This window comes from Brevundimonas sp. AC546, assembly GCF_979258305.1.
Genome location: NZ_OZ409849.1, coordinates 647,985 through 661,247, shown reverse-complemented (window position 1 = coordinate 661,247; position 13,263 = coordinate 647,985). Strand labels below are relative to the sequence as shown.

The following is a 13,263-nucleotide window of genomic DNA, read 5'->3' as shown; positions in this document are numbered from 1 at the left end:
ATGGCTGCTGAATTCGATCTCGTCGTCATCGGCTCGGGCCCCGGCGGTTACGTCGCGGCCATCCGCGCCAGCCAGCTGGGCCTCAAGGTCGCGATCATCGAGCGGGAAAACCTGGGCGGCATCTGCCTGAACTGGGGCTGTATCCCGACCAAGGCCCTGCTGAAGTCCGGCGAGAAGTTCGAAAGCCTGAGCCATCTGAAGGAATACGGTCTGTCCGCATCGGGCGCGTCGTTCGACTTCGACGCCATCATCCAACGCTCGCGCGGCGTCGCGGCGACGATGAACAAGGGCGTCGCCTTCCTGATGAAGAAGAACAAGATTGAAGTCATCGAAGGCGCGGCAAAGCTGGAGAAGGGCGCTACTGCGCCCAAGGTCGTCATCGCGCTGAAGGCTGGCGGTTCGCGCACGGTCGAGGCCAAGTCAGTCATGTTGGCCGTCGGCGCCCGCGCCCGCGCCCTGCCGCAGATCGGCCTGGAAGCCGACGGCGACAAGATCTGGGCCTATCGCGACGCCCTTGCGCCCAAGAGCCTGCCCAAGTCCTTCGTCGTGATCGGCTCGGGCGCCATCGGCATCGAGTTCGCCAGCTTCTATCGCGCCCTGGGCGCCGAGGTGACGGTCGTCGAGGCGGTCGAACGCATCATGCCGGTCGAGGACGAGGAGGTCTCCAAAGCCGCTCAGAAATCGTTCGAGAAGCGCGGCATCAAGTTCAAGCTGGGCGCCAAGGTGACCAAGGTCACCAAGTCGGCCAAGGGCGTCTCCGTCGCCGTCGAGATCGGCGGCAAGGCCGAAACACTTGAGGCCGAGGTCTGCATCTCGGCCGTTGGCATCACCGCCAACACCGACGGCATCGGCCTTGAGGCCTTGGGCGTCGAGTTGGACCGCGGTCACATCAAGACCGACAGCCACTGCGAGACCAACGTCAAGGGCCTGTTCGCCATCGGCGACTGCGCCGGTGCGCCGTGGCTAGCGCACAAGGCTAGCCACGAAGGCATCCACGCCGCCGAGTTCATCGCCGGCTACAAGACCCCGAACGTCCATTCGCCCATCGCCGGCTGCACCTACGCCCAGCCGCAGGTCGCCTCGGTCGGCATCACCGAACAGGCCGCCCGCGCCGAGAAGCGCGACGTCAAGATCGGCCGTTTCCCGTTCCGCGTGAACGGCAAGGCCGTGGCGGCGGGCGAGGTTGACGGTTTCGTCAAGGTGATCTTCGACGCCAAGACCGGCGCTCTGATCGGCGCCCACATGATCGGCCACGAAGTGACCGAGATGATCCAGGGCTATGTCGCCGCCATCACCATGGAAGCGACGGAAGAAGACATCCACGGCATCGTCTATCCGCACCCGACCATGTCGGAGGCCATGCATGAAGCCGCGCTGGACGCGTACGGTCGCACCATCCACCTCTAGGCCGATCTTGAAGCTCATCCTCCGGCGCGATCCGGAGGATGACGGCGCGCGCGCGCGAGACTAGGCTTTTTCCGAACGGAGAATGTCGGATGGTTTCACTGCTGCGTGAACGGGTGAAGGGCCAGCACGCCCACGTCGGCTTCGTCGAATTGTTCTTCGACCTGGTCTTCGTCTTCGCCATTACCCAGATCAGTCATCTGCTGATCCAGCATCCGACGCCGCTCGGCGCGCTCCAAACCCTGATGCTGATCGCCGCCGTCTGGTGGAGCTGGATCTATACGTGCTGGGTAACCAACTGGCTGGACGTGGAACGGGCGCCGGTGCGGATGGCGCTGTTCGCGATCATGGCGGTCGGTTTGGTGATGTCCATCGCGTTGCCGGACGCGTTCGGTGAAAGAGGACTGATCTTCGCGGGCGCCTTCGTCGCAGTCCACGTCGGTCGAGCCCTGTTCATGTTGTGGGCCGCGCGCAGCGATCGGGTTCTGGCGCGAAACTTCCGACGAATTCTGACCTGGGCGCTGCTGTCCGGAGTCCTCTGGGTAGCGGGCGGGTTCGCCGATCCCGAGCATCGACTGTTTTGGTGGCTGGGCGCACTCGTGGTGGAATACGCCGGCCCGGCGTCGGGGTTTCGCACGCCGGGCCTCGGCCGCGCCGACACCATGGACTGGACGATCGAGGGTGCGCATCTGGCCGAGCGTGTCGGCCTGTTCGTCATCATCTGCCTGGGCGAGACCTTGCTTGTGACCGGCGCCACCTTCGCGGAACTGCCTTGGGGCGCCGCGACCATCGCCGCCTTCGCCTCCAGCTTTCTGACCACCATCGCGATGTGGCAGCTCTACTTCGGCCGCAAGCACGAGGCCGCGTCGGAATTCATCGCTGAGGCGCAGGACGCGGGCGCCATCGCACGTCGGGCCTATACCTACGCACCCATCGTCCTGATCGCCGGCATCATCGTGTCGGCCGTAGGCGACGAGTTCGTGCTGGCTCATCCGCTGGGCCATTCGCAAGCGCACATGGCCGTCGCCATCCTGGGCGGACCGGCCATCTTTCTATTCGGATCGTCGCTGGCGGCCTATTGCGTGTGGGGGCGCTGGGCGATTGATCGGCTGGCGGCTTGCGGAGTTCTGCTGTTGCTGATGGCGTCGGCGCTGACGGGCTTGGCGCCTGTGTCTTCGCTCTGGCTCAGCCTGATTTCGACGTTGGTGCTGCTGGTGGTCGTCGCCTGGGAAGCTCGGCGAGGTCGAGACTGAGCCGCGACCTCACCGCTTCTTGCCCAGCTCCGCAGCGATGTCCTTGGTCATGCGGCCGACCTTGCGGTGGGCGGCGCTGATCTGATCCCGCGTCACGCCCCAGCGCTTCATCCAGTATTCGACTGACTGGCGCTCCGAAAGGTCAATCCGATCCTTGTCGATGAAGCCGCGCTTGTCCTTGAGGCCCGCCATGGTCGGCTCCTGTTTGAGGGTTTGATTTCAGATCTTCGTAAGCGCCTTCGCCGGTCTGGCATAGTACATGTGCGTTCCGCGACCCTGACACCGGTAGACATTTCGCAGTTTCCGGTTGAACCTCTGAGGATGTCGGCGTCAGACCGACGAGGAGGAAATATGGCTGGATGGATGTATGGGGCAGCTCTGGTCGGGCTTGCCGCAAGTCTTGCGACCCCGGCTGCAGCGCAGGAGGCCTGGTACGTCCAAGGCGATTTCGCGCCCGGCGAACGTGTCGCCCTCGTGATCGCCAATGATCTGGATGAGGATCGGCCTAGCGCGCCCGTGGTCATCCGCCGCGATCAGTTGCCGATGCTGGCGGACATCCAGGAGCTGACCGTCACCCTGGTCGATCCGGCGGGTGCCGCGCGTCCGGAGCCGTCGCCCGAATTGCTGGCGCGCCAAGGACCGCACGAGCGTAGGGGCGAGACCAACGGCCGGGCGCTGGATTATCAGTTCGACGATCTGGACCGCGACGGCATTTGGGACGAGCTGTTCTTCGTCGTCGATCTGAAGGCAGGGGAGCGCAAGACCCTGCACCTCTATCGCGGCTTTCAGCAGCGCGGCTGGAACGCCCATCGCACCCACGCCGCCATCGGCAGCTACATGCGCCACACCGTCCCGTTCTGGGAAAGCGAGACCGTGGGCTGGAAGCTGTGGTTTCCCACCGACATCGACCTCTATGCCAAGCGCAAGCCGGTCCTGATGTCGAACCGGCTCTATATGGGCAATCTCGACGGCTATGGCGTCGGTGCCGAGAACCCGGACTATGGCGCCGACATCATGTCGGTGGACGACAGCTTCGGCGGCGGAGGCGTCGGCGTGTTCGAGGGCGAGACCTTGGCCCGGCCGCGCTTCACCCCGACGGCCGACTTGGAGAACCGGTTCAACGCCGGGCAGCAATCAGACACCCGCTACAGCTTCGACGTTCTGGTCAACGGCCCGTTGCGCAGCATGGTGCGAGTGCGGACCATGAACTGGAACACAGGGCAGGGCCGCTACGAGGTCGAGCAGATTTACACAGCCTATGCCGGCCAGAACTATTCGACGGCCCAGGTGCGCTTCCCGGTTTGGGAGCCGGGGCCGCAGGGCGCTGATTTCGCTGTGGGAGTCCGCAAGCGACCGGGGCAGGATTTCGAGCGGCGCGAGGCCAACTGGGTCGTCACCACGGCGCCCGAGGCCCTGCGCAACCCCGATGATGTCGAGGGGCTGCAGCAGCAGGCGCCGATCCTTTATGCGGGCACGGCGCTGATCGTGCCGGAGGCGGATCGGCCCGACTATCGTTTCGTCGAGGCGCGGGGCGGCAATCACATCTTCCGCGTTCCGGCACGGACCGACCGCACCTATCGCTACATGCTCGCCGCCGGCTGGAGTGAAGGCGAGGTCCTGAAGACTCCCCAAGCCTTTGCGGACTATGTCGCTGCCAGCGCCCGGAGTTTCGCCAGCCCGCCGAGGCTCGAGGCAGTGCGTGAAGAAGCGAAAGACTAGAGGATGATCACGCCTTCTCGACGAAGCTGTCGATCACCCGTTTCTCGCCGGCCTTCTCGAACTCGACGAGCAGCTTGTTGCCCTCGATGACGCGGACGTTTCCGTAGCCGAACTTCTGGTGGAAGACGCGTTCGCCTTTTTTCCATCCTGAGCTCGACTTGGGATCGGCCGTGGCGATCAGGCGGCCGTCGCCTTCGATGACGGCTTTGCGGGCGGGGATCTTGTTTGGCGTTTGAGCAGCAGTGAAGGATTGGGCGCGTTTCCAGCCAGGGGAGGAATAGCCGCTGCCAAACGACGGCGCGTCGTCCCAGCGGCTCTTGGCCTCCTTCATGCCGGTGGAGGCGCCGTAATAGCCGGTGTCGGATTGCGGATCGACGTGGGCGATCGGCAGTTCATCGACGAAGCGGCTGGGCAGTTGCGAGGTCCAGCGGCCATAGACCAGACGGTTGGCGGCGAAGCTGATCCGCGCATCCTGCTTGGCGCGGGTGACGCCGACATAGGCCAGGCGGCGTTCCTCCTCCAAGCCCTTCTCGCCCTTCTCGTCGATGCTGCGCTGGCTGGGGAAGACGCCTTCCTCCCAGCCGGGCAGGAAGACCAGCGGGAACTCTAGCCCCTTGGCGCCGTGCAGCGTCATGATCTGCACCGCCCCGTCGCCGTTGGGATCGTCGCTGGTGGCCCGCTCCAGATCCATGACCAGCGAGACGTGCTCCAAATAGGCCTGCAGCGTCTCGAACTGCTGCATCGACTGGGTCAGTTCTTTCAGGTTGTCCAACCGGGTCTGGCCGCTGGTCCGGTCGGCCTTCTGCATGTCGGTGTAGCCGCTTTCCTCCAGCACCGTCTCCATGACCTGCCAGTGGGGCGTGGTCTCGGACAGGGCGCGCCAGCGATCCACATCGCGCACGAAGTTGGACAGGGCGGTGCGGGTGCGGGCCTGAAGCTCGTCGGTGTTGATCAGCCCGCGAACGGCGGTCAGGGCGGACAGGCCGTGCTGGCGGGCGAGTTGCAGCACCTTCTGCACGCTGGTGTCGCCGATGCCGCGCTTGGGTACATTGACGATCCGTTCGAAGGCCAGGTCGTCGTCCTCGGACTGGATCAGCCGCATATAGGCGTGGGCGTCGCGGATTTCGGCCCGTTCGAAGAACCGGGGGCCGCCGATGACCGCGTAGGGGATGGCCAGCATGACCAGCCGCTCCTCGAACGCCCGCATCTGGAACGAGGCGCGGACCAGGATGGCCATATCCTTGTACTTCAGCCCCGGCTCGCCCGCGTGGGGGCGACGCGCGGTCTCGATCTCGTCGGCGATCAGCCGGGCCTCGGCCTCGCCGTCCCAGACGCCGCGCACCCGCACCTTGTCGCCGCTGTGGTCCTCGGTCCAAAGGGTCTTGCCCAGTCGATCGCGGTTGGCGGCGATAAGGCCCGAGGCCGCGCCGAGGATATGGCTGGTCGAGCGATAGTTGCGCTCCAGCTTGACGATCTTGGCGCCGGGGAAGTCGCGCTCGAAGCGCAGGATGTTGTCCACCTCGGCCCCGCGCCAGCCGTAGATCGACTGGTCGTCGTCGCCGACGCAGCAGACATTGCCGGTCGAGGCCGTCAGCAGCCGCAGCCACAGATACTGGGCGACATTGGTGTCCTGATATTCGTCGACCAGGATGTAGCGGAAGCGGCGGCGGTATTCCTCGGCCAGGTCCGCGTGCTGCGACAGGATGGTGATGTTGTGCAGCAGCAGGTCGCCGAAATCGCAGGCGTTCAGGCTGCGCAACCGCGCCTGATAGGCGGCGTACAGGCCCTGTCCCTTGCCGTTGGCGAAATCTTCGCCGGGCGGCAGTTTCTCGGGCGTCCAGCCGCGATTCTTCCAGTGATCGATCAGGCCGCTCAGCGACTTGGGCGTCCAGCGCTTGGTGTCGATATTGGCGGCTTCCAGCAGCTGTTTCAGCACCCGCTCCTGGTCGTCGGTGTCCAAGATGGTGAAGCTGGATTTCAGCCCGACCAGTTCGGCGTGGCGACGCAGGATCTGGGCGGCGATGGAGTGGAAGGTGCCCAGCCAGCGCAGCCCCTCGGCCGACGGACCGATCAGATGGGTGATCCGCTCGCGCATCTCGCGCGCGGCCTTGTTGGTGAAGGTGACGGTCAGCAGTTCCCACGGCTTGGCCCGGCCCGTGGCCAGGATGTGCGCCAGGCGCGTGGTCAGGACCCGGGTCTTGCCCGTGCCAGCGCCGGCCAGAACCAGCACGGGCCCCTCGGTCGTCTCGACTGCCTCGCGTTGTTCCGGGTTCAGCCCCTTCAGATAGTCACGCGACGCCTCGCCCTCGGGCGCGCGGGCTCGCGCCAGGTCGGAAATACGGGGGGCGGGGAGATCGGTCACAGGCGCAGAAACATCCGTCAATCAGATTCGAAACCGGAACATAAGGGGACCGAGCGGCAATGTCAGGACCGCCGCCACAATCAAACCTCGGAACCCGGCGGATCGACGACAGGTTCCTAGGTGCGATGCAGCGAAACACTCACACGAGGAAGGCGGCTTTGGGCCGCATGCCGCAGGGCAAGAAGGCGGGTTGGCTGGCCTTCATCCTGGGCATGGCCGGGATGTTCGTGATCATGGCGGTGTGGGTCACGCTGGTCGAAGTGGGCGAAGACCCGCACGCCGAAGCGGAGTTCATCGGACGATCGCAACCCGCCGAAACTAACTCGACAACCTCTGGCGATTTTAGCGCAGATTAGGTCAAGCCTCGTCGCTGGAATGTGTATTCACCCCTGTCGTCCATGATCCGCTACCCAGTCCAAGGCGAGCAGGCGACAGGCGGAAGCGAGGGGGCGGCGACCGCGATTGGCGTCGATTTCGGCCAGAAGCTGAGCCTTGCTGAGCTCACGCGCAGCGGCGATCCGGTCCAGCACGGCCCAGAACTCGGGTTCCAGCGCGACCGAAGTGGCATGGCCCGCCAGGGCGACCGAGCGTTTGCTCAGGCTGCTCAACGCGCGGACTTCAACACAATCTCGGCCGAGGCCGGCGCGCCGTTGGTCAGGATCGCGTGGCGGGTGTCGGTGACGAAGATCAGGGCGCCGGCCGCATCGCGGATTTCGGCCCGCGCGGCATAGGTGTGGCGCGGATCGATCTGAGACGTCGGGAAGCCCAGGGTGACGCGATAGGGCGGGGCGCCGGTCAGCGGCTCGCTGGCCTCGGCCAGCACCTGGGCCGGGGCGTCGGCCAAGCTGACATCCTCGACCTTGACCGTCAGGACATGGCCGGGCGGCAGCATGATGCGCTCGCGATAGCTGGCGGTCACGTTCACGACGGTCGTTCCCGTCGTCATTTCCGGCACCGTCGCACAGGCGGCAAGAACCAGGGCGGCGGGCAGGATCAGGGGGGCGTTTCGCATGACGATCTCCTTTGTGGGGCACAGTGTGTCACACTCCGGCGCAAGACGTGAGCGGCGCCGGCGTCGTTGCGATGATAAGCGGGCTGTCCGCCGCCGGAGATCGACCTTGAGCCGCCCTTTCACGATCGCCGCCATCGCCATCTGCGCCCTGATCTGGGGCACGACCTGGTATGCGATCACCCTGCAACTGGGGCCGGTCGATTCGATCGTGTCCATCGTCTGGCGGTTCGGCCTGGCCTCGGCGGTGCTGTTCGCCTTCTGCGCCGTGACGCGACGGCCGCTGCGCCTGACCCGCGCCCAGCACCTGGCTGCGATCGGGCAGGGCGCCTTCGTCTTCGCGGTCAGCTATGGCTTCGTCTATGCGGCGGAGGGGCAGGTCGCGTCGGCCGTGGTCGCGGTGATCTTCGCTGCTCTGGCCTTCGTGAACCTGATCCTGTTCCGGCTGATGGGCGGACATACGGCGGCGCCTGCTGCATGGATCGGGGCGGCCCTGGGCGTCATGGGCGTGGGGGTGCTGTCGTACGGTCAGATCACGGCGGCCGGCGCAGGCCTCAATCCGGGGCTGGGCGTTATCTTCGCCCTGACCGCCGTCCTGGCGTCGGCGTTCGGCAATTGGTTCGCCTGGAAGGGACAGCAGGCGGGCGCGCCCGTGATGGCTGCGACCTCCTGGGCCATGGCCTACGGCACGGCGATGCTGGCGCTATATGGCGTGGCCACCGGCGTGACGTGGCGGATCGAGCCGACGCCGCACTATGTGCTGTCGCTGCTCTATCTGTCGCTGTTTGGGTCGGTGATCGCGTTCGGCCTGTATTTCACCATCGCCCGTCAGCGTGGCTATGCCCTGGCCAGCTATATCTCGGCGCTGACGCCGCCCATCGCCATACTCGTGTCAGTCATCTTCGAGGGCGCGCGTTTTGGTTGGAGCGCCTTGATCGGGCTGGCGCTGGTGCTGGCGGGGCAGGTGATGCTGATCCGCGCGCCCAAGACCTGAGCCGTCAGTTGTCCGATTTGGGATCCAGCTTCTGACCGTCCAGCAGCTTGTCCGCGCGATGACGTTCCAGAGCGGACAGCGACTTGTCGACCTTGGTTCGACCGTGGGCCACGCGATTGGCGGCCGCCCGGGCCTTGTCCTCGGCCTTGGCGCGCGTCTTTCGCGCCCTGTTCAGATTGACGATCTCGCCCACGACTATTCCTTGGGCGTATCGGCGGGATGCGTGTCGCCAAGCGGCTTTGTCGAGGGTTCGGGCACCAGGACCGCCGGCACCTGGGAGTCCGAGATGGTCGTCTGAGGGATGAAGGGCTGGTCCGCCGGCCGCTCGCCCAGCCGGGTCCAGGCGTCTGGGCCAAGTCCGCGCTGGCGACCCAGTTCGAACATGGCCGTCATGGTTTCCTGGTCGAACTTGAGGCTTGAGGCGGCGACATTGTCGGGAATGGCCGACAGGGCCATGTCCAAACCGTTGCGCCGTGCGAAAGCCGCCGTCACCGCCAGATGGATGCGCAGCGACGACTTGCTCATGCTGTCATAGGTCCGCGCCAGGATGCCGGACAGGCGGCCGGGTGTGACGCCATCGTTGCGACCGACCTGACCGTTGACGATGACATAGAGGGCGCCGACGCGACCCTCGTCCTTGGGCCGGGTCCACAGCATCAGATCCTCGGGTATCCCCAGGAAGGGCGTGTTGACCCCGCCATCGACGTGCATCTCCAGCACGACCTTGTTGTCGTCCTGAAGGCCCGCGATCAGTACGGGCGGGAAGACGCCCGGAATGCTGGCTGAGGCGACCAGCACCTCCTTGAACAGTTCGCGGGCGTTCTCGTCGCCCTGGGTCGCCAACAGGCCCATGTCCCAGATGACGGTCTGCTCGCTGTCCAGATCCGTGGTGGCGACCAGCAGGCGACGGCCCTTGGCGTGCTCGCGCGCGACGGCCTGCATCAGTTCTGGCGTGACGTTCTCATCGACCAGGTTTCGCAGCGCCTGCGACGAGAACAGGCTGGGGTTCAGGAAGGCGGCGAAACTCCGCCAACTCAGCAGATTGTTCGCCCCGCCGCTGGTGTAGGCATGTTGAAGCTCGTCATCCCATTCCGAACCCAGGAAGGCGAAGGGCGCGGCGAGGGCGCCGGTGCTGACCCCCGTGACGACGTCGAATACTGGACGGTCGCCCTGTTGGCTCCAACCGACCAGAAGCCCGGCTCCATAGGCGCCGTTGGCCCCGCCGCCGGACAGGGCCAGGATCGAGGTGGGATGGTCCGGCCGTAACCGTTCGCCGATTTCTCGGGTGAAGGCCTGCAGTCGTGCGCTGTCGTTGGCGCGGATGCGGGGATCCTCTGCCTTGACCAGAGTGCCGTCGGTGATCCTGAGCGGCCCGGTCGGCCGATCCAGGGTGCCGCACGCGGTCAGCGCCAAGGCCATGACGATGCCGAACAGGCCCGATCCGATCCGCCGCATGCGTTTGTTTCCAACCCTGTCTGGAGAAGTGCTCTTTACTGCGTCGGGGCGGCGCCTGTCACCACATCAGAGAACAAGCGTCGCCGTTTGAAACCCCGGCCCGACGCCGCGTGTTTTCACCGACAGTACAAACTGAACTGTTGGAGACAGACATGGTCGACGTTTCGCTCATCAAGGAACACCTCGAAGTCGTAGGCTCGGACGGCGGCCATGTGGGGCGTGTCGATCACGTCCTGGGCGACCAGATCGAGCTGGCAAAGCTGGATTTCGCCGGCGGCTTCAAGCACCACCTGATCCCGGTCAGCTGGGTCGAGAAGGTCGATGACAAGCACGTCCACCTGAACCTGACCCAGGACGACGCCAAGGCGCGCTGGTCGGAAAAGCCGCACTGATCACGGCGACTTAACGCGAATTCACGAAAGGCCCCGCTGCACAAGCGGGGCCTTATCGTTATCTACAAGACGTCGCATAGGCGACGCTGGAGTTTCGCCTTGATCCGCCTGATCCTAAATATTCTCTGGTTCGTGCTCGGCGGCTGGATTTCCGGCCTGCTGTGGCTGTTTGGCGGCGCGATCCTGGCGCTGACCGTCGTCGGCCTGCCGTGGACGTTCGCGGCGTGGCGCATCGCCAGCTATTCGTTCTGGCCGTTCGGCCGCGAGGTCGTGTGGCAGGATTCGCATCCGGTGGCAGGTTGCCTGGGCGTCGTGCTGAACATCGTCTGGTTCGTCGTCGCCGGCTGGTATATCGCGCTGACGCATCTGATCATCGCGGTGGCGGAGTTCGTCTCCATCATCGGCGTTCCCTTCGCCCTGAAGGACCTGGAGTTGGCCAAGCTGGCGCTTGCGCCGGTCGGCCGCACCATCCGCGACAAGGCCTGACGTTCAGTCGAGGTCCAGCAGGATATCCAGCATCATCTTGCGCCGCGTCAGGAAGTTGCGCGTGACCTGATAATGGTCGGTGTCTTCGTACTCGACCCGCTCAAGCCCGTGGTCCGATGCCTGATAGATCCAGGCATTGGGATACCCGAGCAGGATGGGTGAGTGGGTGGCGATGATTAGCTGCGACCGGGCGTTCACCGGCTCGTGCAACCGGCTGAGGAAGGACAGCTGGCGGCTGGGCGACAGGGCTGCCTCAGGCTCGTCTAGGATATAGAGGCCGGCGCCGATGAAACGATTGTCGAACAGGGCGAAGAAGCTCTCGCCATGCGATTGCTCATGGAGCGGCTTGTCGCCGAAACGGTCGGCGCCGTGATCTTCGAGATAGCTGGCCGTGGTAAAGAAGCTCTCGGCCCTCAGGAAAAAGCCGTCCTGAACACGCTGCGGAGACCGCACGGGACGCACGAAACGGTGCAGTGGCGAATGCGAGGTACGGGTCTGGAACTGATGCTCGCGGCCGCCGCCCTCGGCGTTGAAACCCCACGCTACCGCCAGGGCCTCGATCAGCGTGGACTTTCCAGACCCGTTTTCGCCGACCAGAAAGGTGACGTTGGGGTGGAAGGTCAGCCGATCCAGACTGCGCACGGCAGGCAGATTGAAGGGGTAGGCCTCGGCGTCCCAGCCGTCTCGGCGCTCGAAGATGGCTTCGATCCAGTAGGGACGCTCCAGCGCGGTCATGATGTCAGCCCGGCGAGATCATCTTCTCGGGCCGCACCGCCTCGTCGAACTCGGCGTCGGTCAGATAGCCGCCGCCCACGGCTTCCTCCCGCAGCGTGGTTCCGTTCTTGTGCGCGGTCTTGGCGATCTTGGCGCAGAGGTCATAGCCCAACTTGCCGTTCAGGGCGGTGACCAGCATCAGCGAGTTGTTCAGGCCGCGCGCGATATTGTCCTCGCGGGCTTCGATGCCGACCACGCAGTTGTCGGTGAAGCTGATGGCTGCGTCGGCGACCAGGCGTACCGACTGCAGGAAGTTGTAGGCCATCACGGGGTTGTAGACGTTCAGCTCGAAATGCCCCTGCGAGCCGGCGAAGGTGATGGCGGCGTTGTTACCGAACACTTGGACGCAGACCTGGGTCAGGGCTTCGCACTGGGTCGGATTGACCTTGCCCGGCATGATCGACGAGCCCGGCTCGTTCTCTGGCAGGGCCAGTTCGCCCAGGCCAGAACGGGGGCCGGAGCCCAGGAAGCGGATGTCGTTGGCGACCTTGAACAGCGACGCGGCGACTGTGTTGATCGCGCCGTGGCTGAAGACCATGGCGTCGTGCGCGGCCAGGGCCTCGAACTTGTTCGGCGCCGTGGTGAAGGGCAGGCCGGTGATCTCGGCGATCTGGGCCGCGACCTTCTCGGCGAAACCGATGGGAGCGTTCAGGCCGGTGCCGACGGCGGTGCCGCCCTGGGCCAGTTCCATCAGCTTGGGCAGGGTCTGTTCGATCCGCTCGATTCCGTTGGCGACCTGCTGGGCGTAACCACCGAACTCCTGGCCGAGGGTCAGGGGCGTGGCGTCCTGGGTGTGGGTGCGGCCGATCTTGATGATGTGGGCCCAGGCCTTGGCCTTGGCGTCCAGTGCGGCGTGCAAGTGTTTCAGCGCCGGGATCAGGTCGTTGACGACCTGTTCCGCGCAGGCCACGTGCATGGCCGTGGGATAGGTGTCGTTCGACGACTGGCTCATGTTGACGTGGTCGTTGGGGTGGACGGGCTTCTTGGAGCCCATCTCGCCGCCCAGGATCTCGATGGCGCGGTTCGAGATTACCTCGTTGGCGTTCATGTTCGATTGGGTGCCCGAGCCCGTCTGCCAGACGACCAACGGGAAGTGATCGTTCAGCTTGCCCTCGATGACCTCGTTGGCGGCCTTGACGATGGCGTCGGTCAGGGCCGGGTCCAGCTTGCCAAGATCGCGATTGGTCTCGGCGGCGGCGCGTTTGACGATGCCCAGGGCGCGCACCATCGGCAGGGGCTGCTTCTCCCAGCCGATCTTGAAGTTGCCAAGCGACCGTTGCGCCTGGGCGCCCCAGTAGCGATCGGCGGCGACTTCGATGGGGCCGAAGGTGTCGGTCTCTGTGCGGACGTTGCTCATGCGCGGAATCTCGTCTCTCAGGCGTGGCGATGGGTTGCGCGGCGGTGTAGCACGGTCG

The 13,263-nt window shown here is 65.2% G+C and carries 15 protein-coding genes; 7 read left to right on the top strand and 8 right to left on the bottom strand.

Annotated elements, in window-relative coordinates; translation table 11 throughout:
• Positions 1–1,407, top strand: coding sequence for a dihydrolipoyl dehydrogenase (gene lpdA, locus ACZZZD_RS03360; RefSeq protein WP_463432648.1), 1,407 nt, complete (start codon positions 1–3; stop codon positions 1,405–1,407).
• An 89-nt stretch (positions 1,408–1,496) separates the two neighbouring features.
• Positions 1,497–2,657, top strand: a complete 1,161-nt coding sequence (locus tag ACZZZD_RS03355; RefSeq protein WP_463432647.1) for a low temperature requirement protein A — start codon at positions 1,497–1,499, stop codon at positions 2,655–2,657.
• Between the two features lie 9 nt (positions 2,658–2,666).
• Here ACZZZD_RS03355 and ACZZZD_RS03350 read toward each other — a convergent pair whose 3' ends face one another.
• Positions 2,667–2,849, bottom strand: coding sequence for a DUF3606 domain-containing protein (locus ACZZZD_RS03350; protein ID WP_428155476.1), 183 nt, complete (start codon positions 2,847–2,849; stop codon positions 2,667–2,669).
• 159 nt (positions 2,850–3,008) lie between these two features.
• On the opposite strand from ACZZZD_RS03350, the gene ACZZZD_RS03345 reads away from it, so the two are divergent.
• Positions 3,009–4,376, top strand: coding sequence for a DUF4861 family protein (locus tag ACZZZD_RS03345; protein WP_463432646.1), 1,368 nt, complete (start codon positions 3,009–3,011; stop codon positions 4,374–4,376).
• Positions 4,377–4,383: 7 nt separating this feature from the next.
• Here ACZZZD_RS03345 and ACZZZD_RS03340 read toward each other — a convergent pair whose 3' ends face one another.
• Positions 4,384–6,738, bottom strand: coding sequence for an ATP-dependent helicase (locus ACZZZD_RS03340; protein WP_463432645.1), 2,355 nt, complete (start codon positions 6,736–6,738; stop codon positions 4,384–4,386).
• A 167-nt stretch (positions 6,739–6,905) separates the two neighbouring features.
• Here ACZZZD_RS03340 and ACZZZD_RS03335 point away from each other — a divergent pair, with 167 nt between their 5' ends.
• Positions 6,906–7,094, top strand: a complete 189-nt coding sequence (locus tag ACZZZD_RS03335) for a hypothetical protein (protein WP_463432644.1) — start codon at positions 6,906–6,908, stop codon at positions 7,092–7,094.
• Positions 7,095–7,121: 27 nt separating this feature from the next.
• Here the strand turns inward: ACZZZD_RS03335 and ACZZZD_RS03330 are convergent, their stop codons facing one another.
• Both ACZZZD_RS03330 and ACZZZD_RS03325 read right to left on the bottom strand, forming a co-directional pair.
• Entirely contained in the window at positions 7,122–7,346 is a 225-nt protein-coding gene (locus ACZZZD_RS03330) for a ribbon-helix-helix domain-containing protein (protein ID WP_463432643.1), read from the bottom strand.
• Positions 7,343–7,750, bottom strand: coding sequence for a YbaY family lipoprotein (locus ACZZZD_RS03325; RefSeq protein WP_463432641.1), 408 nt, complete (start codon positions 7,748–7,750; stop codon positions 7,343–7,345). Before ACZZZD_RS03325 ends, ACZZZD_RS03330 begins: the two co-directional genes overlap by 4 nt.
• 106 nt (positions 7,751–7,856) lie before the next feature.
• On the opposite strand from ACZZZD_RS03325, the gene ACZZZD_RS03320 reads away from it, so the two are divergent.
• A complete protein-coding gene (locus ACZZZD_RS03320; protein ID WP_463432639.1) occupies positions 7,857–8,741 on the top strand; it encodes a DMT family transporter in 885 nt (294 codons plus the stop codon).
• A gap of 4 nt (positions 8,742–8,745) precedes the next feature.
• Here the strand turns inward: ACZZZD_RS03320 and ACZZZD_RS03315 are convergent, their stop codons facing one another.
• Positions 8,746–8,934, bottom strand: coding sequence for a DUF4169 family protein (locus ACZZZD_RS03315; protein WP_463432637.1), 189 nt, complete (start codon positions 8,932–8,934; stop codon positions 8,746–8,748).
• A 2-nt stretch (positions 8,935–8,936) separates the two neighbouring features.
• Positions 8,937–10,196, bottom strand: a complete 1,260-nt coding sequence (locus ACZZZD_RS03310) for a patatin-like phospholipase family protein (RefSeq protein WP_463432635.1) — start codon at positions 10,194–10,196, stop codon at positions 8,937–8,939.
• Positions 10,197–10,348: 152 nt separating this feature from the next.
• Between ACZZZD_RS03310 and ACZZZD_RS03305 the strand changes: the two genes are divergently transcribed.
• Positions 10,349–10,588, top strand: coding sequence for a DUF2171 domain-containing protein (locus ACZZZD_RS03305; RefSeq protein ID WP_159851440.1), 240 nt, complete (start codon positions 10,349–10,351; stop codon positions 10,586–10,588).
• A gap of 99 nt (positions 10,589–10,687) precedes the next feature.
• A complete protein-coding gene (locus tag ACZZZD_RS03300; protein WP_463432633.1) occupies positions 10,688–11,074 on the top strand; it encodes a YccF domain-containing protein in 387 nt (128 codons plus the stop codon).
• 3 nt (positions 11,075–11,077) lie between these two features.
• Here ACZZZD_RS03300 and ACZZZD_RS03295 read toward each other — a convergent pair whose 3' ends face one another.
• Positions 11,078–11,809, bottom strand: a complete 732-nt coding sequence (locus tag ACZZZD_RS03295; protein ID WP_463432631.1) for an AAA family ATPase — start codon at positions 11,807–11,809, stop codon at positions 11,078–11,080.
• A 4-nt stretch (positions 11,810–11,813) separates the two neighbouring features.
• On the bottom strand, positions 11,814–13,205 hold the full coding sequence (gene fumC, locus ACZZZD_RS03290) for a class II fumarate hydratase (protein ID WP_463432630.1): 1,392 nt from the start codon (positions 13,203–13,205) through the stop codon (positions 11,814–11,816).
• Positions 13,206–13,263 lie beyond the last annotated feature (58 nt).